The organism is Streptomyces verrucosisporus (assembly GCF_017114865.1).
Lineage (GTDB): Bacteria > Actinomycetota > Actinomycetes > Streptomycetales > Streptomycetaceae > Streptomyces > Streptomyces fenghuangensis.
In genome coordinates this window covers 20812-47215 of the sequence record NZ_JADEYH010000024.1, presented here as the reverse complement: position 1 = coordinate 47215, position 26404 = coordinate 20812, and the positions used below count along the sequence as shown (strand labels likewise).

The following is a 26404-nucleotide window of genomic DNA, read 5'->3' as shown; positions in this document are numbered from 1 at the left end:
CCCTCCGGCCGCTCGCCCTCCTGGTCCCACCGGCGCTGACGGCGCTGCTGATGCTCCTGACGGGCCTTCAGCCCGCCCACGGCGGCGGTCTGGCGGAGGCCGTCGCCGCCCTCGCCGCCACCGCCGCCGCGAGCACGGCGCTCGCCGTGGCCGCCCTCCTGGCCGCGTGCCGCGCCCGGCCCGCGCCGCCCGCGCGCATCCGCACCGCCCTGCGCGACCGGGAGCGCCGTACCGCCTTCCTGCCGCAGCGCGACCCCGACGCCTCGGGCCGCCCGCGGCCCCGGGCGCCCGGCCGTCCCCTCCCGACGGCCGGATAGGCGCGGGAGAACCCCGGCGGATCCCCCGCCGGGGCCGCGCCCGCACGGCTCGTCACGCCGACATCCGATCAGTCCGGCACGACGAGGCCCCGGGAGGGCTCAGCCATGTCCGTCATCGTCCATCCCCTCGCGCTGCTGGCCGGCGCGCTCGAACCACTCTTCGCCGACTTCGCGACCGCCGCCGCGATCGTGGTGGCCACCGTGTGCGTACGCGCCCTGCTCCACCCCCTGGCCCGCGCCGGGGCGCGGGCGGAGAAGGCCCGCGCCCGCCTCGCCCCGCAGACCGCCGAGCTGGGAAAGCGACACGCCGCCGACCCCGAGCGGCTGCGACGCGCCCTGCTGGAACTGCACACCCGTGAGGGGGTCTCGCCGACGGCGGGCTGCCTGCCCATGCTGGTGCAACTGCCCGTCTTCTTCGTGATGTACCGGCTGTTCACGGCGGAGCGGGTGGCCGGCGAACCCAACGGGCTGCTGGAGGACCGGCTGGGAGCGGCCCCACTGGGCGGCGTCTACGCCGACGCGCTCGCGGACGGCGGGGTGTTCGGCCCGCAGGGGCTGGTGTACCTCGGCCTGTTCGCGGCGATCGCCGCCGTGGCGGCCTGGACCTGCCGACGGGCGCGCGCGGCGGCGCGCCGGGCGGAGCTGCCCGGTGCACCGGGCCTGGCGAGGGTCCTGCCGCTGCTCTCCTTCGGCACTCTGGTGACCGCCGCGTTCGTCCCGCTGGCCGCCGGGATCCACCTGGCCACGACCACGGCGTGGACGGCGGCGGAGCGGGCACTGCTGCACCGCGAACGCAAGACCGGGAGCGAGGCCGGGGGCGGGAGATGACCCGGGCGCGGCACCCCGGTGCCGCGCCCCTCCCGGAAACCCCGTTCCACCGCTCGGCGGCCTACCGTCCGCTCCTGCGTCCGGGGAGGGTGACGCGCTCGACGGCCTCCGGCAGCAGTACCGTCTGCTGCCAGGTCCAGCAGTCGGAGCTCTCCGTCGCCAGTTCCGCCCCGCACCGGGCGCACAGCAGATTGGGGCCGTCCGTCCCGTCGAGTCCGCAGCAGCCGTTGAGCCTGGCCGGATCGTCGGTGTGCCGGGTTCCCCGCAGGTCACCGGGGTTGAGGACGGGGGCGGGGCGCGGCCTGCGGGCGCCGCGCCCCGCCTCCTCGAAGCGTTCGACGGCGAAGGCGCCCGGCGGCAGCCGGGGCGGGCACACCTGGCCCCGGGACATGTCGCACGGAGCCTTGGCGCCGTGCGGGAGCGGGACCTCGCGGACGGGGGTGGTCACCTCGGCGCGGCACGAACGGCAGCGGAAGACAAAGGTCTGCATCCCCGTACCCTCCACGCCCCGGGGCGGCCGGCGCCACCGGTTCGACGACCGCCGCGCCGCCGTCGCGCACCGCGGCCGCGGCGCGGTCACGCCGTGCCGGACAGCCCCTCGCGCTGGAGGATGCCCCGCGCCCGGTCGGCGTGGCCGCCGCGCACGATGACGTCGTAGCGGGCGGCGGCCAGGGAGCGGGTGGAGGAGAAGTCGCGCCTCCCACCGGTCGCGGCGTGGCCGACGAACCCGAAGGCCGCCCCCCACAGCGCACCGATGAGGATGCCTCCGAGGATCAGCCCGAGCCAGGCCCCGCCGGTGGTGAACAGCCCCACCAGCAGACCGATGAAGAGGCCGAACCAGGCACCGCTGGCGGCCCCCATGGCCGCCGCCCGGCCCTTGGTCATCCGCCCGGTGACATGCTCGACCAGGCGCAGGTCGGAGCCGACGATATCGATGTGCTCCACGGGGAACCTCTCGTCGGAGAGGCGGTCAACGGCGCTCTGGGCCTCCTCGTAGGAGGAGTAGCCGGCCACCGTGTTCCAGGCGTCGCTGACCGGGTTCACGGGGTTCGGTTCGATGCTGGCCATCTCGTGCTCTCCTTGTCGGGATGTCCGTTATGGCCCGCCTTCCCCGGCGGCCGCCCCTTCATGGGCGCCGGGGAAGGCGAACGGACGCCCGCGGCCGTCAGGCGGTGAGCAGTACGCCCGCGTAGGAGACCCCGGCGACGACCACCCACGAGCAGGCCCCGAGCACGGCCAGCCGCACGCCGGTGCGCGCCAGGGTGGGCAGGTGGACGGCGCTGCCCAGACCGACGAGCGCGGCGGCGAGGACGAATTCCCGGACCGCCGCGGCGGCCTCCAGCGCACCGGCCGGGACGGCTCCGGTGGTGCGTACGGCCACCGCCGCCAGGAACCCGGCCACGAACAGCGGAACCAGCGCGGGCCGCCTGCCGCCGGGCGCCCCGTCACCGGATGCCCGGCCGTCCCGGCCGCGCCGGACCGCCGAGACGGCCACCGCCGCGACCAGCGGAGCCAGCAGCAGCACCCGCATCAGCTTCACCAGCACCGCCTCGCCCAGCGCCGCCTCGCCCGCGGTCTGGGCGGCCGCCACCACCTGGCCCACGTCGTGCACCCCGGCGCCGACCCAGCGCCCGAACTGGGCGTTGTCCAGGCCTAGGGGGTGGTGCAGCAGCGGCAGGACGACGATGGCCAGCGTGCCGCACAGGGTCACCAGGGCGACGGAGGCGGCCGTGTCCCGCTCGTCGCTGCCGCGCGCCTCGCCGACCGCGCCGATCGCGGAGGCCCCGCAGATCGAGTAGCCGGTGGCGACCAGCAGCGGCTGGTCCCCGCGCAGGCCGAGCCGGCGGCCCAGCCACAGGGTGCCGGAGAAGGTCGAGACCACCACCGCCAGCACCATGCCGACGGTGGCCCAGCCCAGCCCCAGTACGTCGCCCAGGCTCAGTTCCAGACCCAGCAGCACCACACCGGCGCGCATCAGCCGCTTCCCGGCCAGGGAGAGCCCGGGGCGGCCGGCGCCGGAGGCGAACCGGCCCGTCCCCGGCAGGTGGGCGGCGACGACACCCAGCACGACCGCCGCGGTCAGCATCGGCACGCCCGGCAGCAGCCGGTGCACGGCCCAGGCCAGCGCCGTGCCGCCCGCGGCGAGGGCGAGACCGGGCAGCGGGCCCGGCGCGTTCCGGTGCGGGGAGTTCGGCCCGGCCGGACGCGCCGCGGGGCGCTCGCCGTTGCCGTGACCGTCGCCGTGCTCGCCGGTGTGCCGCCGCGGACGCTGCCCGAGCAGCGCCATCAGCGGTCGGCGGGGAGGTCGTAGACCCGGCGGACGCTGCTGCCCAGCCGGGAGATGTCGGCTCCGTAGACGTGGATGGACACGGCCTTGTCCGAGCCGCCGTTCCAGACCCGGTGGATGTCGCCGGGGGGCGCGAAACCGCACACCGAGCCCTGCGGGTTCACCACGTCCTCGGTGGCGACCAGCCGTGCCCGGCCGCCCGGGGGGTCGGCGGGCAGCAGCCGGTAGCGGCGCTCGTGCTCCTCGCCCTGGTGGACACCGGTGACGCACCAGGAGACGTGGTCGTGCACGGAGGTGCGCTGGCCCGGCAGCCAGACGAGGGCCACGACCGAGAAACTGCCGTCGGCCTCGGCGTGCAGCAGGTGCTGGCGGTAGCGCTCGGGGTCGCCCTCGCACTGTCCGGGGGTGAGCAGCCCGGGGGCGCCCAGGTGGGGCGCCAGCTTCTCGCCGACCAGGTACGCGGTCGGGTCCGGCGGCAGGCCCCGCCCCACGGCCGCGCGGATGTCCGCGACGAGGGCGGCGAGGCGGTCGGTCGTCCGCGGGCCGGAGGCAGAAGCGGCCGACCGGGCGGCGGTGTGTGTCGTGGAGGAGAGCGAAGCGGCCATGTCCGCAGCGTTGCGCCGATCTCCCATCACGTCCAACGAGGGTTTCTTCGAGGTTCCCAAAATTCTTCTTATGGAAGAGCGGGGGGGACGGGCTCTGGGGCGGAGGGGTGGCCGCCCGGCGGCAGGCCTCAGCAGCCGGTGCGGTTCGCGGCCACGGCCCGCAGCTCCTGGAGCACGAGCGCGGTGGCCGGTATCCGCAGATGCTCGCGGAGCACGTACGCCGACACCTGCCGCCGGGCGGCAGGGTCCAGCGCGCGTCCGGTGACCTTCCGGTGGACCAGGAAGGACAGCACCAGCCCAGGCATCATGGCGATGCCCAGCCCTTCGGCGACCAGGCTCTGCACCACCAGGTTGTCGTCGGTGGTGAAGACGATGTCGGGGGCGAAGCCCAGTTCGGCGCACTCGTGCAGGAAGTTGGTGCGGCAGCGCAGGCACCCGGCGATCCACCGTTCGTCCGCCAGCTCCGCCAGCCGTACCGCCCGCCGCCGCGTCATCGGATGCCCGGCGGGCAGCAGTACGGTGAGCTGGTCCTCCAGCAGCGGTATCTCCACCAGTTCCCCGGGCACCTGCTCGCGCAGCCCGGGGTAGGTGAAGGCCAGGGTTATGTCGCACTCACCGCGCACCACGCGCTCCAGCGACTCCGGCGGCTCGCTCTCCTGGAGTTCGACGCGCACCCCGGGATGGTCGGCGGCCAGCCGCGCCAGCGCCTCCGGCACCAGGGTGGCCCCGGCGCTGGGGAACGCGCACACCCGCACCCGCCCCGCACGCAGCCTGGTCAGCGCCGTCATCTGCCGCTGGGCGGCCTCCATGCTGTCCAGGATCACGCCGGCGTGCCGGGACAGGGCCTCGCCTGCCTCGGTGAGCCGCATCCGCCGGCCGGCCCGCAGGAAGAGCGGAGTGCCCACGGTCCGCTCCAGCGCCTTCATCTGCTGGGTGATCGCGGGCTGTGTGTACCCCAGGGATCGGGCCGCCGCCGAGTACGAACCGGTGCGGACCACCTCGTGGAAGGTCCTGATGTGCCGCGAATCGAACATGCCGGAACGATAAACGGAATTTAGAGACGGTGAGAGACCGTTACGAGCCTTCGACGGAGCGAGTACGGCCCGCCGTGCACCGTGAGGAATTCTGCGATACCGCCCGTGGGACCGCCCGTGAGGACACCGGCTAAGGGTGCTCGCCGAGCACCGTCATGGTCCGGCCGATCAGGCCGGGCACGTCCGCGTCCCGCACCCCCTCCATCAGCCAGTCGCCCAGCCGCACGGAGTTCTCCACGACCATGCGCACCCGCGGCATGCGGCGCTCCCGGTAGGCGGCCAGCGTCCTCTCGTCCCAGTCGGCGCCGCCGGTGAGCAGTTCGGCGAGGACGAGGGCGTCCTCCAGGGACATCGCCGCCCCCTGGGCGAGGGTGGGCGGGCAGGCGTGGGCCGCGTCCCCGGCCAGCACGACCCGGCCGCGGTGCCACGGCCCCTCGACCAGAAGCCGGTGGAACCAGGTGTAGTTGACCGCGCGGTCCTCCGTGATGGAGGCGCGGATCTCCTCCCAGGCGCCCACCTCGCGCAGCACCCGCAGGGCGTTGCCCTGGAGGGTGATGCCGGAGCCCTGGACGCTCCAGTCGGAGGAGAGCTCGACCAGATCGACTCCGATGCCTGCGCGGCGCAGCAGGACGGCCAGGGCGTTGCCGCAGATTCCGCCTCCGGCGACGAGAACGGTACGGGCCGGGGACATGGGTTCCTTCCGGGGGAGGGCACGCCGGGTGAAAGGCGTGCCGGGAGCGCTCGCCGGGCGCCGGAGCGCACCGGCGGGCGGATGAGGGCGGACGGGAGGGGCGGCGGCCTTCGCCGCCGGTCAGCCGGCCGGTTCGCGGACCGGCGCGGACCGGGACATCAGCAGGTCGATCAGGGCCACCAGCAGATCGCGGCCGGCCTCCGGCCGCCGTACGTCCCCCATCAGCAGCGGGACGCCGGGGTCGAGGTCGAGGGCGTCGCGCACCTCCTGCTCGGTGCGGTCGCAGCGGCCGTGGAAGCAGTTGACGCCCACCACGAAGGGGATGCCCCGGCTCTCGAAGAAGTCGATGGAGGCGAAGCTGACGTCCAGCCGCCGGGTGTCGACCAGGACGACCGCGCCCAGGGCGCCGTTGACCAGGTCGTTCCACATGAACCAGAAGCGCTCCTGGCCCGGGGTGCCGAAGAGGTAGACCACCAGTTCCGGGTTGACGGTGATCCGGCCGAAGTCGAGCGCCACCGTGGTGGTGTTCTTCTCCGCGAGACCGCCGGTGTCGTCCACCCCGACGCTGGCCTCGGTCAGGTACTCCTCGGTGCGCAGGGGGGCCACCTCGCTGACCGCCCCCACCATCGTGGTCTTGCCCACCCCGAAGCCCCCGGCGACGAGGATCTTGACGGCCAGGGGGCCCGTCGTAGCGTCAGAGTCTGTGGAGCCCATCCCTCACCGCCTGAAGAATTTCAACGTCAAGTCCACCACTTCTCCCGTCCGCCAGGGGCGGACGGGTCGTCACCGCGCCGAGCTCCACGAGATCGCCGATCAGGATCTTCGTCACCGACACGGGCAGGTCCAGCTCAGCGGCGATCTCCGCCACCGCGGCCGACTCGCGGCACTGCTCGACGATGGCCCGGTGCTCCGGCTCCAGCCGCCGCCCGGCGGGCCGGCCCTCCTCGGGCCCGACCGTCGTCACCACCGTGATCAGGGTGAGGTCGTCGCGCTGCGGAGCGGTGCGGCCGCGGGTGATGGTGTACGGCCGGACCAGTGAGTCCTCTTCCTCGCCGTCGGACTCCAGCCTGTCCGTCCAGTGGTTCACCCACGTCCACCCCCGCCGGAGGCCGAGGCGTCGGACCGGGTCTCGGTGCCGAGCTTCTGGCCGACCTGCTGGACGAGGGTGTGCATGGCCACGGCCATCACCTCCGCGTCCACGTCCTGGGAGGCGACGACGGCCAGGTGGGTGCCCTTGCCGGCCGCGGTGATGAACAGCCACAGGTTGGCCAGCTCCACGATGACCTGCTGCACCGGGCCGCCGTCGAACAGCTCGTCGACACCGCGGGCCAGGCTCTGCTGGCCGGTGGCCACGGCCGCCAGCCGCTCGGCGGCGGTGCGCTCGATGGTGCCCGACTGGCTTATCACCAGCCCGTCGTCCGACAGGACGATGGCGTGCCGGGTGCCCGGCACCTGCTCGACCAGACCGTCCAGCAGCCAGTCCAGGTCTTGGTTGGTGGCGGTGGTTCGCTGTGTCATGTTCGGTCTTCCGTCTTGGGTCGGCTCTGCCCCGGCGTGCTGCCGCCGGTCGTGGAGGGGGCGTCGGGGTCGGCGGCCTGCTGCCTGGCGATGCGGGACTGCCGCTGGAAGGCGCCGATGGCCGCGCCGGAACGGGCGGGTTCCGGGCGCAGGGTGAGGGTGTCCTCGTCCGGGACGGGAGCCTTCCGGACGGCCGGCTTGCGCAGCTCGGGGGCGAGGCTGGCCTGGCGGACCCGCTTGGGCAGCGGCCTGTCCGCCGCGTCGGCGGGGTGCTCCGCGGCCGTCTCGGCGCTCCTGCCCGCGCCCTTCTCCGCGTCACCGGCCGCGCCGGTTCCGTCGTGCCGGGCCTCCTCGGCGCCTCCGGTCTCTTCGGCGGCCCCGGCGCCCCGGGCGGTGCCGGGGCTCCGGGGCTCCCCGGCGGACGGCGGGTCCGCCGGGGAGGGGACGACCGCGGACATCGCCCGGCCGCGGGAGCGCACGGGCAGCGGCGCGGGTGGCCCGTCGTCAGACGGCACGCTCTCCTGGCCGCCGGCGCTCTCGCTCTCGGCAGCCGCCTCCCGGCGCGCGGAGGTCCTTCGGGGAGCGTCGTCGGCGGGCCCGTCCGCGACGAGTTCCTCGGGGATGTGGACGATCACCCGGGTGCCGCCGAACACCGACGGCCGGAACTCGACCCCCAGGCCCAGGCCGGAGGCGAGCCGCGCGACCACGTACAGGCCCAGCCGGATGTCGTCGGCACGGGAGAGCATGTCGGCGCGGGGCGGATCGGCGATGAGCCGGTTGACCCGCTCGTACTCGTCCGGCTCCATGCCCAGGCCGCGGTCCTCGATCTCCACGACCAGGCCCCGCCCGACCATGCCGGCCCGCACCTCCACCGGGGTGGGCGGCTTGGAGAACGCGGCGGCGTTCTCCATCAGCTCGGCCAGCACGTGCACCACCGGTCCCACGGCGCGGCCGGTCAGCCAGGGCCGGCCCTCGACCTCGACCTGGATGCGGCGGTAGTCCTGCACCTCGCCCAGCGCGGCGCGCAGCACGTCCAGCACCTTCACCGGCTTGCGCCAGCGCCGCTGCGGCTGGCCACCGCCGAGGATGACCAGGTTCTCCTCGTAGCGGCGCAGACGGGCCGTCAGATGGTCGAGGTCGAACAGGCCCTCCAGCACCTCCGGGTCCTCGTGGCGGCGCTCCATCTCGTCGAGCTTCTTCATCTGGAGACCGATGAGCAGCTGGGTGCGACGGGCGATGCGCTGGAGCAGGCGTTCGAAGCCGCGATGCTGCTCGACCTCCCGTACGGCGGTCTCGACGGCGCTGCGGCCCGCGAGGTTGAGCGCCTGGCCCAGCCGGCCCAGCTCGTCGTTCTCGTGACCGACCCGGGGCACCTCGGCCTCGCTGTCGACCGTCTCGCCGCGGCGCAGCCGCTCGACGACGTCCGGCAGCTTCCCCTCCAGTGCCAGGGCGTCCTGACGCAGGGAGGTGATACGCCGTCGCAGGGCGCCCGCGATCCGCAGGCTGAGCACGATGATCAGGAGGACCGCAGCCAGGCTGATGGCGGCGACGACCGTCATACGGCGCTCCAGGGCCGCCACCGCCTCGTCACCGACCTGGTTGATGTCGATGGTCCGGTTCATGATCAGCTTCTGGAACTGCGGGGTGAGCGCGTCCACCGACCTGCGCCACTCGGCCTCGGAGTCGGGCAGGGGGACGCCGGGTTCGCCGTTGTGGGAGTGCGCCCCCAGCAGCACCCGCTCCGTCTCGGCCTTGCCCAGCCAGTGGCTGTTGGTGGTCATCTGGCGGTAGAGCAGGAGGTCCTCGTGCGGCAGGTGAGGCGCGATCCGGCTCTCCAGCAGGAACTGCTGGGCGCCGATCCACTCGGTCAGGTTGGAGTGCTCACTGCCTGTGAGCCGGCCGGAGTCCCAGCCGCGGGCGAGCAGGGCGTCCTCGCGGGAGAGCATCTCCTTGGCCCAGAACAGGTCGATCAGGACCCTGGCGCGGGCCGTCACCTCGCTGTTCTCCGAACGGCTCAGGGCCTCGAACAGACGCAGGTCGACGGCGATCAGCTCGGTGAAGTAGCGGAAGACGTCGGCCTGGCCCGCCACCCCGTTGTCCACGCTCTGGCGGATGCGGTCGATGCGGAGCATGTCCGAGCGGGTCAGCTCGACGATCTCCCGCAGGTCCTCGGGCGCGTTGGAGGCTTCGATGCCGGACAGCGAGCGGAAGTCGCGCAGGGCCTCGTCCGTCCGGGCGCGCTGCTCGCGCAGGGCGGTACGGGTCGGACCGTCGGGCCCGGCCAGCATCTCGGCGCTCAGGCGCCGCTCCTCCTGGAGGTTGAAGTAGACGGCGTTGGCCGGGGTGCCGGCGCGGGCGGCGAGGGTCTTCTCGTCCTTCTGGACCTCCCACTCCCGCGCCCACTGGCCGGTGCTCACAGCCCACAGGGCGATCATGGCGAGGCTGGGCACGACGGCCAGGACGAGCAGGGCCGCCCGGATCGACCTCGGGCGCAGTGAACTCGGACGGAACGTTTTGCTCGCCGACCGACCCTGCCGTCCCGGCACACGGGTGCGCAGTGCCATCTCTCCCCAGCAGTGGTTCACGGTGACGGGTCGCCGCTGGTGGGAGCGGCGAAGGACGGAGCGATGTTAGTCATACGCAGTGTCAAAAGAAAACAGGTGAGGGCGGACTCCGCATCACCTGACAGCGTGCCCGGCCGGGCGTCCGTCCCCGCCTCACCGCGGCCCGCGGACGACGGCGTCAGTCAAATGGTTGAAAACTGGACGAAGGCGGGGGAGCGGTGGCGGGCGGCCGGCTCCGGGCGGCAGGACCACCACGACCGTTCACCCCCCCGGCTGTGGGCGGCCGCGGGGGTTCCCGCCGCGAATCCGGGTGGCCGTGCGCCGCCGGTGCGTGGCCGCCCGGATTCGCGCGCCTGCGGGGATCAGCGGCCGCGCAGCCGCTCCGTCTCGCGCCGCTCCCGCTTGGTCGGGCGGCCGGCGCCGCGGTCGCGCCGGGCCACCGGGGCGGCGTACTCGCGCGGGGGCGGGGGCGGGCTGTTGTCGACGAGGCACTCCGCCGCGACCGCGGCGCCGACCCGCTTGCGCACCAGGCGCGTGACGACGACGATCCGGTCGCGGCCCAGGTGGCGCAGCCGCACCTCGTCGCCGGGGCGCACCGGATGGGAGGGCTTCACCCGGTCGCCGTTGATGCGGACATGGCCTCCGCGGCAGGCGGCGGCGGCCATCGAGCGTGTCTTGGTGAGCCGGACGGACCAGATCCAGCTGTCGATCCGCACGCTCCCCTCGTCTGCAGCCATGCCCCCGACTCTAGAGGAGCGCGCCGCCCGGCGGGGGCCGGACGGATCCCTTCGCCCTTCGCCTCCGCAGCGGCGGTCCCCGCGGGAGCGTGCGGGTGCCGCGGAAAACCCGGGTGGGAGGTCTTGACGGGCGGCGCTGACGGGAGGAAGGTCTGGCAACGAGAATGGGAGCGCTCCCATCAAGTGGTGGGCCGTGCCGAGGGAGAGCGCTCCGTCGGACCGTCCACGTCAGGAGCCGGGAACGTGCAGAGACGCAGAAGAGGCACCGTCGCAGCCGCAGCGGCGGCCGCCGCACTGGCGCTGGTCGCCGGGACCGGTGCGGCCGGGGCCGCCGACCGGGCCGAAGGGGGAGCGCAGAAGCGGGAACGGGGCGGGGAGCGCCTGTACGTACCGTCGGCCAATCCCGATGCGTACACGCAGATCAGGGAGCTGGTGGAGACGCGGGAGTACCGGGACGCCGCCGGTGTCGCCCGGATGGTGACCACCCCTCAGGCGGTCTGGCTCAACGGCAACGGGGACGACAGCCGTATCCGGCGGGAGGTGGCCCGCATCGTGCGGGACGCCGCAAGCAAGCGCGCCCTGCCGGTGCTGGCCCTCTACAACGTGCCAGGGCGCGACTGCTCGCAGTACTCGGCGGGCGGCGCGGTGAACACCGCCGAGTACAAGGCCTGGATCGACGAGGTCGCCAGGGGCATCGGCGGCAAGCGGGCGATGATCGTCCTGGAGCCCGACTCCCTGGCCCTGCTGCCCTCCGACTGCGGCCAGGACGACGACGAGGGAACCCTGACCGCCGCCCGCTACGCGGAGATCGACTACGCCGTCGAGACCCTCTCGGCCCGGCCCGGCGCCACCGTCTACCTCGACGCCGGCCACAGCGGCTGGCACAGCGTGAGGTCCATCGTGCCCCGGCTGGTCGAGGCCGGCATCGAGCGGACAGCCGGCTTCTACCTCAACGCCTCCAACTACCGGGCCGACGACGAGCTGGCCCGGTACGGCGAGCTGGTCTCCGGCTGCGTGGAGTACGTCCAGGGTGGCGGCGACGCGGCTTCCTGTCCCGATCAGTGGTCGGACCGGAATGACGCCCGGGCCTGGCTGGAGGAGAACGTCACCGCGGACCCGGCCGACCAGCCCCACTTCGTCACCGACACCAGCCGCAACGGCAGGGGGCCGTGGACCGCGCCGGCGGACCTCTACCCGGATCCGCAGGACTGGTGCAACCCGCCGGACCGCGGCCTGGGCGCACGGCCGACCACCCGCACCGGCGACCCGCTGCACGACGCCCGACTGTGGATCAAGATCCCCGGCGAGTCGGACGGCCTGTGCCTGCGCGGCACCGAGGGGCCCGAGGACCCCGCGCGCGGCATGGTCGATCCGGCGGCCGGCCAGTGGTTCCCGCAGCAGGCGCTGGAACTGGTGCGCAACGCGGAGCCGCCGCTGCGCCCCTGAACCGCGACCACCCGCCCGGATGCTCCCCGCACCTGGAGCCCCGGTCGGGAACCCCCGGCCCGGCGGCGCGATGAGGGCGCGCCGCCGGACCGGTTCCGCGTCCGGCCCCGGTGTCTCCTCCGCCGGGGCCGGACGTCCGGCCCGGTTGCCCCGGCCGGGGCCGGAAAGCCCCCCACAGGCCGCATGCCCGGAAGCGCGGCCCCACCGGAAGGACGGCACCGCGATGAGACGAAGGACGACGAGAGGAACCCCTGAGCGCAGGAGGGCACGGACACCGGCCGGGACCGCGCTGCGCGGCCGGCTCAGGCGGCTGACCGCGGGAGTGGCGGTGAGCCTGATGGTGGCCTGCAGCCTGAACGGCACCCCCGCCGCGGCGTCGGCCGACGCGCCGCCCGCCTACGAGGACCCGGCCCTGCCGGTGGACAACCGCGTCGATGACCTGCTGTCCCGCATGTCCCTCGACGACAAGATCGGCCAGATGACCCAGGTCGACCGCGGCGCCCTGGAGGCGCGGCCGGGCGACCTGGCGGCCTACCGCATCGGCTCCGTCCTGTCCGGCGGCGGTTCCGCCCCCACGCCCAACACCCCCGGTGCGTGGGCGGAGATGTACGACTCCTTCCAGCGCACCGCCCTGTCCACCCCGCTGGGCATCCCCATGATCTACGGCGTGGACGCAGTCCACGGCCACAACAACGTACGGGGCGCGACGGTCTTCCCCCACAACATCGGGCTCGGCGCCGCCCGCGACCCCGCCCTGGTGGAGCGGATCGGGCGGGCCACCGCCGAGGAGGTCTCCGGCACCGGCATCGACTGGACCTTCGCGCCCTGCCTGTGCGTGGCCCGTGACGACCGCTGGGGGCGCACCTACGAGTCCTTCGGCGAGACGCCCGAACTGCCCGGTGCGATGACCTCGCTGATCGACGGCCTCCAGGGCGGCTCGCTCAGCGCTCCCGGTTCGGTCCTGGCCACCGCCAAGCACTACATCGGCGACGGCGGCACCACCGGCGGCGACGACCAGGGGAACACCGAGCTGAGCGAGGCCGAGCTGCGCGAGATCCATCTGCCGCCGTTCCGCGAGGCGGTGGAGCGGGGCGTGGGCTCGGTGATGGTCTCCTACAGCAGCTGGAACGGCGCGAAGCTGCACGGCCACCGCTATCTGATCACCGACGTCCTCAAGGGCGAACTGGGCTTCACCGGTTTCGTGGTGTCCGACTGGGCGGGCGTCGACCAGCTCGACGGCCGGGAGGGCTTCACCGCCTCCGAGGTCCGTGACGCGGTGAACGCCGGCATCGACATGGTGATGGTGCCCCACGACTACCGCGGGTTCATCGAGCTGCTGAGCGGCGAGGTGCGGGCCGGACGGGTTCCGATGGAGCGCGTCGACGACGCCAACCGCCGCATCCTGGCCAAGAAGTTCGAGCTGGGCCTGTTCGAGAACCCCTACACCGACCGCTCCTACACCTCCACGATCGGCTCCGCCGCCCACCGCGAACTCGCCCGTGAGGCGGTGCGCAAGTCCCAGGTGCTGCTTAAGAACTCCGGCGGACTGCTGCCGCTGGCCGAGTCGGCGAAGGTCTTCGTGGCGGGGAAGAACGCCGACGACATCGGCAACCAGAGCGGCGGCTGGACCATCACCTGGCAGGGCTCCTCCGGCGACATCACACCGGGCACCACCGTCGTGGAGGGCATGCGGGCCGCGGCCTTAGACCCCTCGAAGGTCGTCTACGACCGCCACGGCAACGGCATCGACGGCTCCTACGACGTGGCCGTGGCCGTCGTCGGCGAGGAGCCGTACGCGGAGATGGAGGGCGACCGGCCCGGCCCGATGGGTCTGGACCAGGAGGACCTGGCCACCCTCTCGCGGCTGAGGGCCTCCGGGGTGCCGGTCGTGGTCGTGCTCGTCTCCGGCCGTCCGCTGGACATCGCGGGACAGCTCGACGGCTGGGACGCACTGCTGGCCTCCTGGCTCCCGGGAACCGAGGGCGCGGGTGTGGCCGACGTGCTCTACGGCGACCACGCGCCGACGGGGAGGCTTCCGGTGACCTGGATGCGGTCCGCGAGCCAGCAGCCGGTCAACGACGGCGACGGCAAGGACGCGCTGTTCCCCTACGGCTACGGGCTCACCTACACCGACGCCGGCCCGGAGGACCCCGGCGACCCGGAGGAGCCCGAGGACCCGGAGGACCCCGGCGACCCGGAGAACCCCGGGCAGGCACCGTGCACCGCCGACTACCGGATCGTCAACCAGTGGTCGGGCGGTTTCCAGGCCGAGGTGACGGTGCGCAACAACGGATCCGTCCCCGTCGACGGCTGGCAGGTGCGCTGGACGGCGCAGGACGGGTTCACGCTCGGCAGCGTCTGGAACGCCAGGCTCACCCGCTCCGGCGACACCGTGATCGCCGCCGGCGTGGACTGGAACGCGCGGCTGGCCCCGGACGGCTCGGCGACGTTCGGCTTCACCGCCACCGGCTCCCCGGCCGTACCGGACACCGTCTGCGCCGGCTCCTGACACGGCTGCCCCGCCGGTCCGGATCGGGGCCGGCTCCGGCCCGAACCCGCCGTCACAGGGCTCGGGCCGGAGCCGCCGAACGAGTGTTTCCTCCCTTTTCGTCCGGGTACCGGGGCCGGGTCAGCGAAGAAGGGACGAGGTGACCATGCGGTACGACACCTTCCTCGGACAGGTCCAGGCACGTGCCCGGCTGGACAACCCCGGCGCGGCCGAGACCGCCGCCCGGGCCAGCCTGGAGACCCTCGCGGAACGCGTCCCGGCCACGGTCGCGGAGAAGCTGGCCGCCCAGCTTCCGCGCGAGATCGGCGAGCATCTGCGCAGGGTCGCCTACGCGCCCGACGAACCGGTCTCGGGCATGCGGATGAGCACCCAGGAGTTCTTCGACCGCGTCGCACAGCGCGCCTCGGCCGACCGCCCCAAGGCGATGCACGAGGCCCGCTGCGTGATCGAGGTGGTCGACGAGGCCACCGGCGGGGCGTGCTCGGCGAAGATCCGCCCCTCCCTGGACGACGAACTCGCCCGGGTGCTTTTCTCGGGCAGCTCGGGGCACCCGTGAGCAGGGACGGTGCGGGCCACCGGCCCGGCACACCGGCACCCGCCGGAGCGCCCGTGCGACGACCCCTGAGACGGTGACCGTGTTCGTCTTCTTCTCCAACCGCACCGGGTGTCTGGGCTCCCTGCTGGTCAGTCTGGCCGGCACGGCCCTGCTGCTCCTGATGCTCTACAGCTGCCAGGGGCGCTGAGCGTTTGAGCGAGACGGCGGGACGGGGCGCCCCGGGCCGGGCCGAGGCGCCTCATGCGGCCCTCGGCGACGGCAGCGGCTCGCCGCACCGCTCGCAGACGCCCGAGCCCGCCCGCTCGTTCATCCGCCCGCACGCGGGGCAGACCCGGTCCAGCATGCACGGCCCCTCGCCGCCCTCACCGCCGTCCTCGTCCCCGCCGGGGGCGGCGCGCTCGGCGGAGGGTGGGCGCACGCCGACGGTCATACCGGGCCTCCGGCGGTGGACGGTCAGGTAGACCAGGCCCTCCGGTCCCGCCCGCAGAGCCCGCCGCGAGGTGCGCGGCAGCCACACCAGGGCCTTGGGCGCGAGCGCCCGGCGTCCGCCGGAGCCGTCCTCCATCTCCCCGCCGCCGGCCACCACCAGCAGCAGCACGTCCAGATCGTTCTCGGCGTGCTCGCCGACGGACGCCCCCGGCGGCAGCCGTACCAGGTTCGCGTCGAGCTGCCGCCCGGACTCGGCCAGCCGCCACAGCGCCCCGCCCTCGCCGGGGGCCGCCCGAGCGATGCGGTCGTCGAGGTCGGTCAGGACACGGGGGGTCTCGTCGGGGGACACCGGCACCTCCGGGAAGGGGCGTGGACGGGCGCCCCGATCCTACGGCGGCCCTGCCCGGCCGCCCCGGCCCCGCTCGACGCGCGGCACTAGGCTTGCCCCCGAGATGAGACGCAGACGCCCCGTGCCGCCCTCCCCCCTGCCGCAGCGCCGCGGAATCGACCCCGTCCGCCTCAGGCTGCCCGGGGAAGGCCGCTGGGAGACGGTCCGCGACCACCTGCTCGACCGGCTGCCCGCGGTGGAACCGGCCCTGATCGACGCCATGCTGGAGGGGGGAGAGGTCTGGGGCACGGACGGCCCGGTGGATCCCGGCGCCCCGTACCGGCCGGGGGCCTACCTGTGGTTCCACCGGGAGTTGCCCGAGGAGGTGCCGGTGCCGTACGCGGTGGAGGTGCTGTACCGCGACGACGTCCTGGTCGTCGCGGACAAGCCGCACTTCCTGGCCACCACACCGCGCGGCCGGCACGTCACCGAGACCGCGCTGGCCCGGCTCCGCCGGGATCTGGGGCTGCCCCGGCTCAGCCCGGCGCACCGGCTGGACCGGCTCACCGCGGGAGTGGTGATGTTCACCGTCCGTCCCGAGCACCGCGCCGCCTACCAGGGCCTCTTCCAGGACCGGCGGGTGCGCAAGGAGTACGAGGCCGTGGCCCCCCACGACCCGGGCCTGGAGCTGCCGCGCACGGTGCGCAGCAGGATCGTCAAGGAACGCGGGGTCATCGCCGCGAGGGAGGTGCCGGGGGAGCCCGACAGCGTCAGCCGCGTCGAGCTGACCGGCCACCGCGGCGGACTCGGCCGCTACCGGCTGGTGCCGCTGACCGGCCGCACCCACCAGCTGCGCCTGCACATGAGTTCCCTGTGCGTGCCCATACTGGGCGACCCGGTCTATCCGACGGTCACCGACCCCGCCCCGGACGACTTCGGTCGTCCTCTCCAACTGCTGGCCAGATCACTGGAGTTCACCGACCCGATCACCGGCCGCGCGCGCCGTTTCACCAGCCGCCGCACGCTGTCGGCCTGGGACTCCCACCGGGAGTGGGCCGCCGTCGGCGGAGCCCCGGGGGCGGACGGCGCGCATCCGTCCGGGTGATCGAGCCCCCCGTGGCCGGGGGTTCCGGGGAGGGCCGGGAAGACGGTTCCGGAAGGCGAACCGGCGGAAAGGGGCTGCGGATGAGCGGCGACGGAACGGGAAGGGCCGTGCTCTTCGACGTGGACGGCACTCTGGTGGACACCACCTACCTGCACACCGTGGCCTGGTGGGAGGCGCTGCGGCAGGCGGGCCGCCGGGTGCCGATGTCGGTGATCCACCGGACCATCGGCATGGGCAGCGACCAGCTCCTCGCCCGGTTCCTCGGCGAGGACCGGGAGCCGGGGGAGGCCGCCGCCGTCAGCGCCGCCCACCACACCCTGTACGCCGAGTACTGGCCGCGGCTGGCCCCGCTGGACAAAGCCGCCGAACTGCTCAGGGCCTGCGCCGACCGCGGCTGGACGGTCGTTCTGGCCAGCTCCGCGCGCGGCGACGAACTGGAGGCCATGCGGCGCGCGGTGGGCGCGGACGATGCGGTGACCGCCGCGACCAGCTCCGACGACGTGGAGGCCAGCAAACCCGCGCCCGACCTGGTGCGCTCCGCGCTCGACCACGCGCGGGTCGCCCCGGACCGGGCCGTCTTCGTCGGTGACACCGTGTGGGACGTGGCGGCGTGCGAGAGGGCGGGCGTGCCCTGCGTGGGCGTGCTCTCGGGCGGCATCACCCGGCGGGAGCTGGAGGAGGCAGGCGCGGCGGAGGTCTACGAGAACCCCGCGGACCTGCTGGCCCACCTCGACGCCAGCCTGCTCGCCCGCCGCTCCCGCGAGGGCTGAGCCCCGCCGGCCTCCCGCCCCCGCTTCCCGGTTTCCGGCTCTCCGAGGAGGCCGCCGGAGGTTCTCCGCGGCAGGGGAAGGGCACCCGTCCGCCACTGCCCGGTGCCCTGAACCCGAGGACGGCGAGGAGGACCGCGATGCCCGCCGACCGTACCCCGCCCGCGTCCCGCCCGGCGTGGCGCTCCGGCCTTTCCGCCGGGCCGGGCGCGACCCCGCGCGAGGTGCCCGATGGCCACGACCGGTCCCGGCGCTCCCGGCGGTGACGACCCCGCGGGCGCCCACGGGCGGCCGCCGGCGGAACCGGTCCGGGGCGCCCGCCCCAGCCCGGACCGCGGCGGGTCCGCGGGGCCCGGCGACGAGTTCCGGCGTGGCCTGGAGGAGGCCCTGCGGCGCTACACCGGCCGCAGGTGTGAGGAGGCCGGCGGCCTCGACGGCCTCTTCCGTGCCCGGCTGGCCGCCGAGGTCGCGCGGTTCACGCTGCACGGGGGCAAACGGATGCGGGCCGCCTTCCTGTGGTGGGGCTGGCGCGCAGCCGGAGGGCGGCCGGGGGACGGCGACGAGGCCACCGCCCTCCGGCTCGCCGGAGCCCTGGAACTGCTCCAGACCTGTGCGCTGGTCCACGACGACCTGATGGACGACTCCGCGCTGCGCCGCGGCCGCCCGGCCCTCCACGTCGAACTCGCCCGCCGCCACCGGCGCGACGGGATGCTCGGCAGTCCCGGGGCGTACGGAGCGTCGATGGCGACCCTCGCCGGAGACCTCGCGCTGGCCTGGGCCGACGACATGTTCGCAGAGGCCCTGCCGGAGGGGCCGGCCGGGCGGCGGGTGCGGGAGCCGTGGCGCGAGATGCGCACGGAGATGGTGGCCGGTCAGTTCCTCGATCTGCACACCCAGGCGGAGGGAGGCTTCTCGGCTCCGGCGGCACTGCGCGTGGCCCACCTCAAAAGCGCCCTCTACACCGTCGAGCGTCCCCTCCAACTGGGCGCGGCCCTGCGCGGGTCGGCATCCGAGCTCGTCGGCGCGCTGCGCTTCGCGGGCCGGCGGGCGGGGCTGGCCTTCCAGCTCCGCGACGACCTCCTCGGCGACCCGCGGCGGACGGGCAAACCCGCGGGCGACGACGTACGGGAGGGCAAGAACACCTATCCGGCGGCCCTCGCCCTGGCCCGTGCCGAGGCGCTCGGCGACACCGAGGCCCTCGCCGTACTGCGCGGGAGCCTGGGCGACCGGACACTGACCCCCCGGCGGCTCGCCCGTTACCGCGAGGTCCTGACCGAGCTGGGGGTGCGGGCGGCCGTGGAGAGGCGGATCGAGCGGCTGAGCACGCTAGCCCTGGACAGGATCGATCAGGCCTGCGACGACCCCGCCGTCCGGCGGGGGCTGGCCGGCCTGGTGCGGGCGGCGGCGGGCACGCGGCCGCCGTGACCGGCGGTCAGCAGCGCACCGGCCCGGGGACGGTCATGCGGAAGGGGCGTACCGCCAGCGAGAACCGGGCGGTGGTGCGCTCCAGGGGCGGAAGCCGCTTCGACCACGAGGTGACCGCCACCTTCTCCGGGCGAGGGGCCCCCACCAGACGGCCCGGAACGAACAGCCGCCGCCCGGCCGGGCCGGAGAAGCCCGGCAGGGGCATCGGGAAGGCCGGGAGCCGGAGCCTTCCCGGGGAGAAGGCCAGCGAGGCGACCGGGCCCTCGTGGTCGGTGACGTGCACCGAGCGGTCCGTCCAGGTGAACGAGGCGAGTTGCTTGGGCAGGCCCCAGATCTCCCGGCCGCCCCGCACCGAGGTGGCGTCGTCGACCCAGATGCGGTCGATCAGCAGCCCGGGGCGGCGGCCGCGCCGCACCAGGGGCCCCATGGCCAGTTCGTCGTAGACGAGAGTGCCCTCCCGGTACCGGACGAGCCCGACCGCCAGCAGGGAGGCGCAGGCCAGCGGGCGGAGGTCCGGCGGGACGGGCAGCCGGCCTCGCACCGGCAGGAGCGCCACCCACAGGTGCCCCCGGAAGGTCCAGGGGGCGGGAGGGTACGGGGGGAGCGGCCCGTCCGGGCCGGGAGCGGAATCCGGCATGTCCCACGGCTCCTTCCCCGCACGGTCGGCGGTGCGGGGACCGTACCCCGTGCGCGGCGGCCCATGCGGGAGGGGCGGGGCCGCAACGGCGGGTGGGTGCCCCGCGGCCCGGCCGCGGGGCACCCACCCGGGATGCCGCCGAATGATTACTCCGCCGTGGTGGCGTTGCTGGTCATGCAGCCCTTGGTCTGGCTGCCCGCACTCGGGAGCAGACCGCCCAGGAGGCCGGGGTTGACGTGCTCGGAGCACATCTGGACGCCCGATTCGGGGGCGGCCGAGGCGGCGGTGGCGGCGGGGGCCGCGGCGAACAGGGCGCAGCACAGACCGGCACCGACCGCGGACATGCGGACAAGACGACGCATGGGATCAATCTCCTTCGAGACGTTGGGGACTTCCACCGTGACCCCGGCGCGGCCCTGCCGCGCGGCGGCCTGCTGCATTCGGCCTCCCATGTCACCCGCAGGGATTTGTCGATCTGTCACCACATCGCCCCGTCGTTCCGAACGACGCCGTCCGGGGCTCGGTCCTGCGCGGTCCGCGGGGTCTTCCGTTCCGGGCAGGGGCACCGGCCCGGAACGGACGGCGGCCGCCTCGCGCGGGTCGCCCAAAGGGCCCGCCGGGCGGCACGTCCTCCTCCCGGACCCGGCTTCCTCGTCCAAGGCGAGCCGGAGTCGGGGTGTCTCGGCTCGTTTGGGGGCCGGCCGGGGAAGGGAGGAGCCGGCGGCCGATCTGTGCGGGGGACGGACACCCGGCCGCCGGCGGCGTCAGCGCGCGGAACTCCGCTGACCGCTGTGACTCCCTTGCGGGTTGTGTCCTTCGCGTACCCGCCGTTCGCGGTGGCACGCATACCGGCGGCGCTCCGGTACGGCCCCGGTGCCGCCCCGGACGCCGGACGTCACGCGCCGGGCGAGGACGCCCTCCCGGCGAGATCCCGCAGCCGGTCCACCGGCACCGCGGGCACCGTGCGGCCCAGCCGGCCGGTCGTGGTGACCGCCGCGCACAGAGCGTTGAGCACCGACTCCTCGGTCGCCCGCAGGACCGCGCCGAACAGCGGGTCGAGGCAGCGGTCGGGCACCGCCGCCGACGCACCGCCGCACAGGGGGGAGGTGCTGAACGCGAGCCCGTAGTCCCCGCTGCCGTGACCGTAGGAGGCGCCGACCCGGCCCAGGGCGAACACCGCGCGCCGGGCCAGCCGGCCCAGCTGCCGGGCGTCCAGCGCGGCGTCGGTCGCGACGACCACCATGCACGATCCGTCCTCGCCGGGTCCCTGGTCCGCGGGCCGGCCGGCATCCTCCGGCAGGACGGGGGCGCCGCAGATCCGCAGCGTGCCGCCGAAGTTGGCCTGCGTCAGCACGCCCACCCGGACCGGCCCCGCCGGCTCCAGCGCGACCCGCCGGGAGGCGGTGCCGATCCCCGCCTTGAACCCCAGCGCGCAGGTGCCCGTGCCCGCGCCGACGCACCCTTCGGCCACGGGTCCGCCCCCGGCCCCCTCGATCGCGGCCAGCACGTGCTCCTTGCGCACCGGCCGGGCCCTGATGTCGGAGAGGTACCCGTCGTTGCACTCGCCGACCACCGGGTTGAAGGAGAGGACCCCGGCGTGCTCGGGGCGGGCGAGCATCCAGCCCACCACGGCGTCCGCGGCGCGGAAGGCGCAGAGGGTGGAGGTGAGGACGACCGGTGACTCCAACTGCCCCAGTTCGGCGATCTGGGTGGCACCGACCAGCTTGCCGTAGCCGTTCGCGGTGAACAGCGCGGCGGGCAGCGGAGTGCCGCCGGGGTGGGGCCCGATGCCCGCCGGGACGACCGCGGTCACTCCGGTGTGCACATCGGGCGGCCTGCGGACGGTGGTGTGCCCGACGGCGACGCCGGGCACATCGGTGATCGCGTTGTACGGGCCCGGCTCGTCGCCGTCCGCCACGATTCCCAGCTCCCGCGCCCGTTGAGAATAGTGTGCCATGCGCCGCCCTTCCGGTCAGACCCCGTCGTATCCCGTCGCAGAACGTCCCCGTCCGCGGCGATCAGGGTCCCATCCGGGAAACCACGTGTGCGCCGGCGGGCCGGGTGGCGCCGGGGCACCCTCGGCGTGTCGGGGTACGGCGCGCGTGCGCACGGGTGACGCGTTGCCCGAATGCCCGGCGCGGCCGGGGGCGAGCCGGAGGATGGGGCAGGGTGGGGAGACCGGATCCGTCCCGCCCGGCACGGATCGTTCAGTCGGACCCCGACCACGAGAGGTGCGGAAGGCGACGGTGCGCGGCCATGGTTCCCCCGGCGGAGCGCGGGCGGCCGGGATCCGGAGAAGGGGACACGTCCCCGCGAGAATCGGCTCCCGGGCGCTGGCGGTCCTGCTCGTCGTCGTGACGCTGCTGGTGGTGGTCTCCGACTACCTGACCGACCGGGGCCTCGGCCTGGTCCCCCTGCTGATCTTCCTGCCCGCCTTCGTCGCGGGCCGCGGTACGGCGCGGCAGACCGCCGCCGCGGCGGCGTGGGTCGTCCTCGTCCTGGTGGGGCTGCTGGTCTACGACCCGTTCCAGACCGTCTCCGCCAACCTCTCGACGGTCGCCTTCACCGCGGCGCTGGGCGGACTGAGCATCGCCGGGGCCTGGCAGCGCGACCGCAGGGACGAGGAGATCACCCGGCTGCGTTCGGCCGCCGCCGCGCTGCAGCGCCAGATCCTGCGTCCTCTTCCGCTGCTCACCGACCGGCTCCTGGCCGACGGTGCGTACGAGCCGGTGGAGGAGGACAGCAGGGTCGGCGGGGACATCTACGAGGTCATGCCCTCGCCGTACGGCACCCGGGTACTCATCGCCGACGTCCAGGGCAAGGGGCTGCCCGCCATCGGGACGGCCTTCGCGGTGCTGGGCGCCTTCCGGGAGGCCGCCGGCCGGGAGCCGGAACTCACCGCGGTAGTGGAGGCCCTGGAGGACGCGGTCGTCCGGCACAACGCCTTCGAGGCGCAGAGCGGGGAGCCCGAACGCTTCGTCACCGCGCTCGTCCTGAACGCCGACGGCGGCAGGGACGTGCAGGTGGTGGACTGCGGGCACATCCCGCCGTACCTGCTGCGCCGGGAGCGGACCGGGCCGACGGCCCTGCCGGTCCCGCTGCGGAACACCGGGGTGCCGCTCGGGCTGGGTTCCCTCGCGCCGGACTCCCGCGCCGTCGAGCGGTTCGCTCTTCCGCCCGACACCATGCTGCTGCTCTGCACGGACGGCGTCACCGAGGCACGCGACTCCTCCGGGTCCTTCTTCCCTCTGCGGGAGCGCCTGGCCGGGTGGGCGGACGCCTCCCCCCGCGAGGTGGCCGCGGGCCTGCTGGACCAACTGGCGGTCCATACCGGGGGCAACGCGGCGGACGACATCGCCCTTCTGGTCCTGCGCCGGAGCCGGCCGCCGGCGCAGGACCGCGAGGCCGCCTCCGGCAGCGGCGGGCCCGGACCCCCGGCCGCCGGTTCCCGTTAGGCGGTGTGCAGGCCGGCCCGGGCCGCCGCCGGGCCGACGGCGTCGGGGCGAGGGCCGAGCCACTCGCACAGCAGGACGGTCGCGTCGTCCTGGAGCCGTCCGCCGTGGTGGCCGAGCACCGCGTGGACCAGGCGGCGCAGCGTCTCGGGCACGGGGAGGCCGTCGGCGTGGTGGCGGATGAGGAAGTCGATGAAGCGGGACAGACCGAACTCGCGCTCGCCCGGTCCGCGGGCCTCGGTGATGCCGTCGGTGTAGAACACCACGCGGTCGCCCGGCTCGAGCTGCTCGCGGCACAGAGTGCTCGCCAGGCCCAGTCCGGTGCCCATCGGGTGGGTGGGCGGGCAGCGCGGCAGGGCGGACCAGCGTCCGCCGCGGATGACGACCGGCGGGTGGTGCCCGCGGTTGACCCAGGAGAGCACACCGGTGCGGGTGTCCAGGGTGGCCAGGATCCCGGTGACGTAACGGGTGTTGCCGAACTGCCGCACCAGGGTGTCCTCGATCGCCTCGCCGGTCTCGGTGAGCGAGGCCCCCTGGCGGCGCAGGTTGCGTCCGGCGGCCACGGCGAGGCCGGCGGTGAGCCCGGCCGCGGTGTCGTGGCCCATGGCGTCGAGGACCGACAGGTGGATGGCGGGTCCGGCGGTGGCGTAGTCGTAGGCGTCGCCGCTGATGAGGTAGGCGGGTTCCATGGCGGCGCTGATCACCACCCGGCCGTCGGCGTAGGTGCGCGGGGGCATCAGGTGCCACTGCATCTCGGCCGCGACACTCATCTCCCCGGTGCGCGTCAGCCGGGCGCCGATGTCGCTGGTCCTGCCCTTGCTCTCCAGCATGAGTGCCGTCAGGGAGGCCAGCAGTCCCATGTGCTCATGAGTGCGGTCGTCGTCGAGGGCGGTGCCGATGTTCAGCACCCCCATGCGTTCGGTGCCGTCCAGCAGGGGCACCCACCAGCGGTAGCCGTGCGGCCCGGCTCCGGCGGCGGGCAGGGTCCGGCCGTACTGGAAGGCCCGGCCGGGCACGGTTCCCTCGACCGGCAGCTCCCTCTCCTCGGTGTCCGGGATCGGCCCGGGGCCCGGCAGCAGCCGCAACGAGTACTGCTGAAGGTCGGCCAGGTAGATCCGCACGTCCCTCAGTCCGGCGGGCGCCGCGTGCTCGGCCACGGTGGCCGGCAGCCTCTCCAGAGGCGTCAGGTGACTGGCCCTCAGCAGGCCGGCGAACATGCGGCGGACGGCGAGGTCCCGTTCTGGCACAGCGGCTCCTTACGGTCGTCCGTCCGGCCGGAGCCGCTCCGGCGGCGGTGGTCGCGGGCGGTGGGCCGGGGCGCGCCGGAGGCGGCCGGCGGGAGGGGGGAGATCCGCCGGCCGCCGGCGCGAGGGTGTCCGGGCGCCTGTTCGCGACTCCACCTGCTCGGCGCCCGGACGCAACCGTCGCCTACCCGGGGAAGCGCGCGGCACGCCTCCGGCCGCAGGGCACCGGCGTGTCGGGGGAGCGCGTGTCACCCGGACGGAAACCGGATGTGCGGTGGGCCGCACGGCTGCCAGGATGTGCCGCCATGGACAGAGACGATCTTGTCATCCGCCGCGCGAAGGCCCAGGACGCCGCCGCGGCGGCCGAGGTGTGGCTGCGTTCCTTCACCGCGGCGCTTCCCGACGTCCGCCGGGCGCACGGCGACGAGCAGGTGCGGGCCTGGTTCCGGGAGGTGGTCCTGCCGCTCCGCGAGACGTGGGTGGCCGTTTGCGGGGACGCGGTGGTGGGGGTGATGGTGCTGGGCGGGGGAGAGCTGGAGCAGCTCCACCTCGACCCCGCCTGGCGGGGCCGGGGGCTGGGCGACCGGTTCGCGGACCTCGCCAAGCGGCGGCGGCCGGACGGGTTGGAGCTGTGGACGTTCCAGGTCAACGGCCCGGCGCGGCGGTTCTACGAGCGGCACGGTTTCGTCGCGGCGGAGTACACGGACGGCAGCCGCAACGAGGAGCGCGAGCCCGACGTCCGGTACGTGTGGCGGCCCTCCCGCGACGAGCTGCCCGACGGCCGCCGGGAACACGTCATGGCCAAACCGCTCGCCTGAGGCCGCCGGGCCGGGGGCGCGGGCACTCAGCTCCCGTCCCGCGCGGCGGACTGCCAGTGCGCGGGACGGGCCAACCGCCGGGGCAGTTCGCTCCGTGCGTCTCCCCGGGCCGCGTTGACCTGCGGCTGGGTGAGGAAGACGCTGCCGGTCAGATCGGCTCCCCGCAGGTCGGCGTCCCGCAGATCCGCGCCGTTCAGGTACGCCCCGCGCAGGTCGGCCCCGCGCAGATCGGCGGCGATGAGGTACGCCCCGCGCAGGTCGGCCCCGCGCAGGTCGGCACCCTTGAGCCGGGCCCCCATCAGATCGGCCCGGCGGTGGCTCCGGCGGCTTCCGCGTCGACCGGGGGCGGCGGCCCGCACCAGCTCGCCGGTGCGCAGCAGCAGTTCGTCGACCCCGCGGCGGACCTCTGCCACGTCCAGGTCCGCGAGCTCGTCGGCGCCGACGCGGGCGAGGCGGCCGACCTCGTCCAGTGTCCGGCGCAGTTCGTGGCGCAGCGGGCGGGCCGGCGGCAGTTCCAGTGCCTCGGACAGGTACCACAGGAATTCGTGGAGCTGCCGCATGACGGGGAAGACCTTGAACATCCGCCGGGCGGTGCGGGGGTCCTCGCGCCAGTGCCGGCCGCCGAAGGTGACCTGGGAGACCTTCTGGCCCGCGCCGAAGCACTCGAAGACGGTGCAGCCGGAGAAGCCCTCCTGACGCAGCCGGGAGTGGATGCCGCAGCGGAAGTCCGCCCGCAGGTTCCCGCACGGCTGCCCGGCGTCCTTGCCGACGGCGAAGTCCGCCGAGGGGGCGAAGGGCAGCGCGACGCAGCACAGCGCGAAGCAGGAGGCGCAGTCGGCCCGCAGCTCCGGGTCGGCGGCGGGGGCCGGAGCGGGAGCCGGAGCGCGGGGCGGCGCGGGCCGCCGCCCCGCGCGCTCCCGGCCGGCCGCGGGCGGCCGCTGTCGCCTGCCGGGGGAGGTCCTGGGGGTTCTGGGGGACACCGGGCACCTTCTCCTGCCGTACGGGCGGGCGCCGACTGCCGGGCCCTGGAAGGCCACCATCGTCCCCCCGCCGGCGGGGGCGCCGCGGCAGGGCGGAAGCCGCCGCATCCGGTCACATCCGCCGCAC

27 protein-coding genes are annotated in these 26404 nt (G+C 74.8%); 10 read left to right on the top strand and 17 right to left on the bottom strand.

Annotated elements, in window-relative coordinates; translation table 11 throughout:
* Nucleotides 1–50: 50 nt before the first annotated feature.
* Nucleotides 51–317 carry a DUF6412 domain-containing protein gene (locus IQ279_RS22025; RefSeq protein WP_206350800.1) on the top strand — a complete coding sequence of 89 codons (267 nt, stop codon included), beginning with the start codon at nt 51–53 and terminating at the stop codon, nt 315–317.
* 105 nt (nt 318–422) lie between these two features.
* Entirely contained in the window at nt 423–1145 is a 723-nt protein-coding gene (gene yidC / locus IQ279_RS22020) for a membrane protein insertase YidC (RefSeq protein ID WP_206350752.1), read from the top strand.
* Between the two features lie 61 nt (nt 1146–1206).
* Here yidC and IQ279_RS22015 read toward each other — a convergent pair whose 3' ends face one another.
* The 11 genes from IQ279_RS22015 to IQ279_RS21965 form a co-directional block, all read right to left on the bottom strand.
* Nucleotides 1207–1635, bottom strand: a complete 429-nt coding sequence (locus IQ279_RS22015) for a hypothetical protein (protein ID WP_206350751.1) — start codon at nt 1633–1635, stop codon at nt 1207–1209.
* Between the two features lie 86 nt (nt 1636–1721).
* Complete coding sequence (locus IQ279_RS22010; protein ID WP_206350750.1) at nt 1722–2213, bottom strand: YflT domain-containing protein; 492 nt, start codon at nt 2211–2213, stop codon at nt 1722–1724.
* A 97-nt stretch (nt 2214–2310) separates the two neighbouring features.
* A complete protein-coding gene (locus IQ279_RS22005; RefSeq protein ID WP_206350748.1) occupies nt 2311–3432 on the bottom strand; it encodes a YeiH family protein in 1122 nt (373 codons plus the stop codon).
* Nucleotides 3432–4037 (bottom strand): cysteine dioxygenase family protein, encoded by a 606-nt coding sequence (locus tag IQ279_RS22000; RefSeq protein ID WP_206350745.1) that lies wholly within the window; start codon nt 4035–4037, stop codon nt 3432–3434. Before IQ279_RS22000 ends, IQ279_RS22005 begins: the two co-directional genes overlap by 1 nt.
* 128 nt (nt 4038–4165) lie before the next feature.
* Nucleotides 4166–5071 carry a LysR family transcriptional regulator gene (locus tag IQ279_RS21995; protein ID WP_206350744.1) on the bottom strand — a complete coding sequence of 302 codons (906 nt, stop codon included), beginning with the start codon at nt 5069–5071 and terminating at the stop codon, nt 4166–4168.
* A 130-nt stretch (nt 5072–5201) separates the two neighbouring features.
* Nucleotides 5202–5762 carry an FAD-dependent monooxygenase gene (locus IQ279_RS21990; protein WP_206350742.1) on the bottom strand — a complete coding sequence of 187 codons (561 nt, stop codon included), beginning with the start codon at nt 5760–5762 and terminating at the stop codon, nt 5202–5204.
* A gap of 120 nt (nt 5763–5882) precedes the next feature.
* Nucleotides 5883–6476, bottom strand: a complete 594-nt coding sequence (locus tag IQ279_RS21985) for a GTP-binding protein (protein ID WP_206350740.1) — start codon at nt 6474–6476, stop codon at nt 5883–5885.
* Entirely contained in the window at nt 6457–6849 is a 393-nt protein-coding gene (locus IQ279_RS21980) for a DUF742 domain-containing protein (protein ID WP_307792474.1), read from the bottom strand. The genes IQ279_RS21985 and IQ279_RS21980 overlap by 20 nt, the downstream gene beginning before the upstream one ends.
* A complete protein-coding gene (locus tag IQ279_RS21975) occupies nt 6846–7280 on the bottom strand; it encodes a roadblock/LC7 domain-containing protein (protein ID WP_206350738.1) in 435 nt (144 codons plus the stop codon). The genes IQ279_RS21980 and IQ279_RS21975 overlap by 4 nt, the downstream gene beginning before the upstream one ends.
* Nucleotides 7277–9844, bottom strand: a complete 2568-nt coding sequence (locus IQ279_RS21970; RefSeq protein WP_206350737.1) for a nitrate- and nitrite sensing domain-containing protein — start codon at nt 9842–9844, stop codon at nt 7277–7279. The genes IQ279_RS21975 and IQ279_RS21970 overlap by 4 nt, the downstream gene beginning before the upstream one ends.
* Nucleotides 9845–10206: 362 nt before the next feature.
* Nucleotides 10207–10581, bottom strand: a complete 375-nt coding sequence (locus tag IQ279_RS21965; RefSeq protein ID WP_206350735.1) for an RNA-binding S4 domain-containing protein — start codon at nt 10579–10581, stop codon at nt 10207–10209.
* A 243-nt stretch (nt 10582–10824) separates the two neighbouring features.
* Here IQ279_RS21965 and IQ279_RS21960 point away from each other — a divergent pair, with 243 nt between their 5' ends.
* The 3 genes from IQ279_RS21960 (at nt 10825) to IQ279_RS21950 (ending at nt 15092) form a co-directional block, all read left to right on the top strand.
* The gene (locus IQ279_RS21960; RefSeq protein WP_307792473.1) at nt 10825–12027 is read left to right on the top strand and encodes a glycoside hydrolase family 6 protein; all 1203 of its coding nucleotides are present in this window, start codon (nt 10825–10827) and stop codon (nt 12025–12027) included.
* Between the two features lie 337 nt (nt 12028–12364).
* Nucleotides 12365–14536 carry a glycoside hydrolase family 3 N-terminal domain-containing protein gene (locus IQ279_RS21955; protein ID WP_206350796.1) on the top strand — a complete coding sequence of 724 codons (2172 nt, stop codon included), beginning with the start codon at nt 12365–12367 and terminating at the stop codon, nt 14534–14536.
* A gap of 145 nt (nt 14537–14681) precedes the next feature.
* The gene (locus tag IQ279_RS21950) at nt 14682–15092 is read left to right on the top strand and encodes a DUF2267 domain-containing protein (protein ID WP_206350795.1); all 411 of its coding nucleotides are present in this window, start codon (nt 14682–14684) and stop codon (nt 15090–15092) included.
* A 238-nt stretch (nt 15093–15330) separates the two neighbouring features.
* Here the strand turns inward: IQ279_RS21950 and IQ279_RS21945 are convergent, their stop codons facing one another.
* Nucleotides 15331–15870: a cupin domain-containing protein gene (locus IQ279_RS21945; RefSeq protein WP_206350733.1), complete on the bottom strand. Its 540-nt coding sequence runs from the start codon at nt 15868–15870 to the stop codon at nt 15331–15333.
* Nucleotides 15871–15973: 103 nt separating this feature from the next.
* On the opposite strand from IQ279_RS21945, the gene IQ279_RS21940 reads away from it, so the two are divergent.
* The 3 genes from IQ279_RS21940 to IQ279_RS21930 all read left to right on the top strand — a co-directional run bounded on the left by IQ279_RS21940 (nt 15974) and on the right by IQ279_RS21930 (nt 19146).
* Entirely contained in the window at nt 15974–16954 is a 981-nt protein-coding gene (locus IQ279_RS21940) for an RluA family pseudouridine synthase (RefSeq protein WP_206350731.1), read from the top strand.
* Nucleotides 16955–17034: 80 nt separating this feature from the next.
* Complete coding sequence (locus IQ279_RS21935) at nt 17035–17724, top strand: HAD family hydrolase (protein ID WP_206350729.1); 690 nt, start codon at nt 17035–17037, stop codon at nt 17722–17724.
* Nucleotides 17725–17952: 228 nt separating this feature from the next.
* Nucleotides 17953–19146, top strand: coding sequence for a polyprenyl synthetase family protein (locus tag IQ279_RS21930; RefSeq protein WP_206350727.1), 1194 nt, complete (start codon nt 17953–17955; stop codon nt 19144–19146).
* Between the two features lie 7 nt (nt 19147–19153).
* On the opposite strand, the gene IQ279_RS21925 is transcribed toward IQ279_RS21930, so the two are convergent.
* The 3 genes from IQ279_RS21925 to IQ279_RS21915 form a co-directional block, all read right to left on the bottom strand.
* A complete protein-coding gene (locus IQ279_RS21925; RefSeq protein WP_206350725.1) occupies nt 19154–19783 on the bottom strand; it encodes an acetoacetate decarboxylase family protein in 630 nt (209 codons plus the stop codon).
* Nucleotides 19784–19929: 146 nt separating this feature from the next.
* The gene (locus IQ279_RS21920) at nt 19930–20145 is read right to left on the bottom strand and encodes a hypothetical protein (RefSeq protein ID WP_158238970.1); all 216 of its coding nucleotides are present in this window, start codon (nt 20143–20145) and stop codon (nt 19930–19932) included.
* Between the two features lie 533 nt (nt 20146–20678).
* Nucleotides 20679–21740: a P1 family peptidase gene (locus IQ279_RS21915; RefSeq protein WP_206350723.1), complete on the bottom strand. Its 1062-nt coding sequence runs from the start codon at nt 21738–21740 to the stop codon at nt 20679–20681.
* 289 nt (nt 21741–22029) lie between these two features.
* Here IQ279_RS21915 and IQ279_RS28675 point away from each other — a divergent pair, with 289 nt between their 5' ends.
* On the top strand, nt 22030–23238 hold the full coding sequence (locus tag IQ279_RS28675; RefSeq protein ID WP_307792472.1) for a PP2C family protein-serine/threonine phosphatase: 1209 nt from the start codon (nt 22030–22032) through the stop codon (nt 23236–23238).
* Here IQ279_RS28675 and IQ279_RS21905 read toward each other — a convergent pair.
* Nucleotides 23235–24452, bottom strand: a complete 1218-nt coding sequence (locus IQ279_RS21905) for a PP2C family protein-serine/threonine phosphatase (protein ID WP_206350794.1) — start codon at nt 24450–24452, stop codon at nt 23235–23237. The genes IQ279_RS28675 and IQ279_RS21905 overlap by 4 nt on opposite strands.
* 332 nt (nt 24453–24784) lie before the next feature.
* Here IQ279_RS21905 and IQ279_RS21900 point away from each other — a divergent pair, with 332 nt between their 5' ends.
* Nucleotides 24785–25297, top strand: a complete 513-nt coding sequence (locus tag IQ279_RS21900) for a GNAT family N-acetyltransferase (RefSeq protein WP_206350719.1) — start codon at nt 24785–24787, stop codon at nt 25295–25297.
* Between the two features lie 26 nt (nt 25298–25323).
* Here IQ279_RS21900 and IQ279_RS21895 read toward each other — a convergent pair whose 3' ends face one another.
* A complete protein-coding gene (locus IQ279_RS21895) occupies nt 25324–26277 on the bottom strand; it encodes a pentapeptide repeat-containing protein (protein ID WP_372445209.1) in 954 nt (317 codons plus the stop codon).
* Nucleotides 26278–26404 lie beyond the last annotated feature (127 nt).

Excerpts from the sequence above, each read along its gene's own strand:
- IQ279_RS21965 (WP_206350735.1), bottom strand. The coding sequence starts at position 10,581 with ATGGCTGCAGACGAGGGGAGCGTGCGGATCGACAGCTGGATCTGGTCC.
- IQ279_RS21975 (WP_206350738.1), bottom strand. The coding sequence starts at position 7,280 with ATGACACAGCGAACCACCGCCACCAACCAAGACCTGGACTGGCTGCTG.
- IQ279_RS21905 (WP_206350794.1), bottom strand. The coding sequence starts at position 24,452 with ATGTTCGCCGGCCTGCTGAGGGCCAGTCACCTGACGCCTCTGGAGAGG.
- IQ279_RS22005 (WP_206350748.1), bottom strand. The coding sequence starts at position 3,432 with ATGGCGCTGCTCGGGCAGCGTCCGCGGCGGCACACCGGCGAGCACGGC.
- yidC (WP_206350752.1), top strand. The coding sequence starts at position 423 with ATGTCCGTCATCGTCCATCCCCTCGCGCTGCTGGCCGGCGCGCTCGAA.
- IQ279_RS22025 (WP_206350800.1), top strand. The coding sequence starts at position 51 with ATGCTCCTGACGGGCCTTCAGCCCGCCCACGGCGGCGGTCTGGCGGAG.
- IQ279_RS21985 (WP_206350740.1), bottom strand. The coding sequence starts at position 6,476 with ATGGGCTCCACAGACTCTGACGCTACGACGGGCCCCCTGGCCGTCAAG.
- IQ279_RS22010 (WP_206350750.1), bottom strand. The coding sequence starts at position 2,213 with ATGGCCAGCATCGAACCGAACCCCGTGAACCCGGTCAGCGACGCCTGG.
- IQ279_RS21990 (WP_206350742.1), bottom strand. The coding sequence starts at position 5,762 with ATGTCCCCGGCCCGTACCGTTCTCGTCGCCGGAGGCGGAATCTGCGGC.
- IQ279_RS21920 (WP_158238970.1), bottom strand. The coding sequence starts at position 20,145 with ATGCGTCGTCTTGTCCGCATGTCCGCGGTCGGTGCCGGTCTGTGCTGC.
- IQ279_RS21925 (WP_206350725.1), bottom strand. The coding sequence starts at position 19,783 with ATGCCGGATTCCGCTCCCGGCCCGGACGGGCCGCTCCCCCCGTACCCT.
- IQ279_RS21995 (WP_206350744.1), bottom strand. The coding sequence starts at position 5,071 with ATGTTCGATTCGCGGCACATCAGGACCTTCCACGAGGTGGTCCGCACC.
- IQ279_RS21930 (WP_206350727.1), top strand. The coding sequence starts at position 17,953 with ATGGCCACGACCGGTCCCGGCGCTCCCGGCGGTGACGACCCCGCGGGC.
- IQ279_RS21940 (WP_206350731.1), top strand. The coding sequence starts at position 15,974 with ATGAGACGCAGACGCCCCGTGCCGCCCTCCCCCCTGCCGCAGCGCCGC.
- IQ279_RS22015 (WP_206350751.1), bottom strand. The coding sequence starts at position 1,635 with ATGCAGACCTTTGTCTTCCGCTGCCGTTCGTGCCGCGCCGAGGTGACC.
- IQ279_RS21955 (WP_206350796.1), top strand. The coding sequence starts at position 12,365 with ATGGTGGCCTGCAGCCTGAACGGCACCCCCGCCGCGGCGTCGGCCGAC.
- IQ279_RS21970 (WP_206350737.1), bottom strand. The coding sequence starts at position 9,844 with ATGGCACTGCGCACCCGTGTGCCGGGACGGCAGGGTCGGTCGGCGAGC.
- IQ279_RS21915 (WP_206350723.1), bottom strand. The coding sequence starts at position 21,740 with ATGGCACACTATTCTCAACGGGCGCGGGAGCTGGGAATCGTGGCGGAC.
- IQ279_RS21935 (WP_206350729.1), top strand. The coding sequence starts at position 17,035 with ATGAGCGGCGACGGAACGGGAAGGGCCGTGCTCTTCGACGTGGACGGC.
- IQ279_RS21950 (WP_206350795.1), top strand. The coding sequence starts at position 14,682 with ATGCGGTACGACACCTTCCTCGGACAGGTCCAGGCACGTGCCCGGCTG.
- IQ279_RS21900 (WP_206350719.1), top strand. The coding sequence starts at position 24,785 with ATGGACAGAGACGATCTTGTCATCCGCCGCGCGAAGGCCCAGGACGCC.
- IQ279_RS22000 (WP_206350745.1), bottom strand. The coding sequence starts at position 4,037 with ATGGCCGCTTCGCTCTCCTCCACGACACACACCGCCGCCCGGTCGGCC.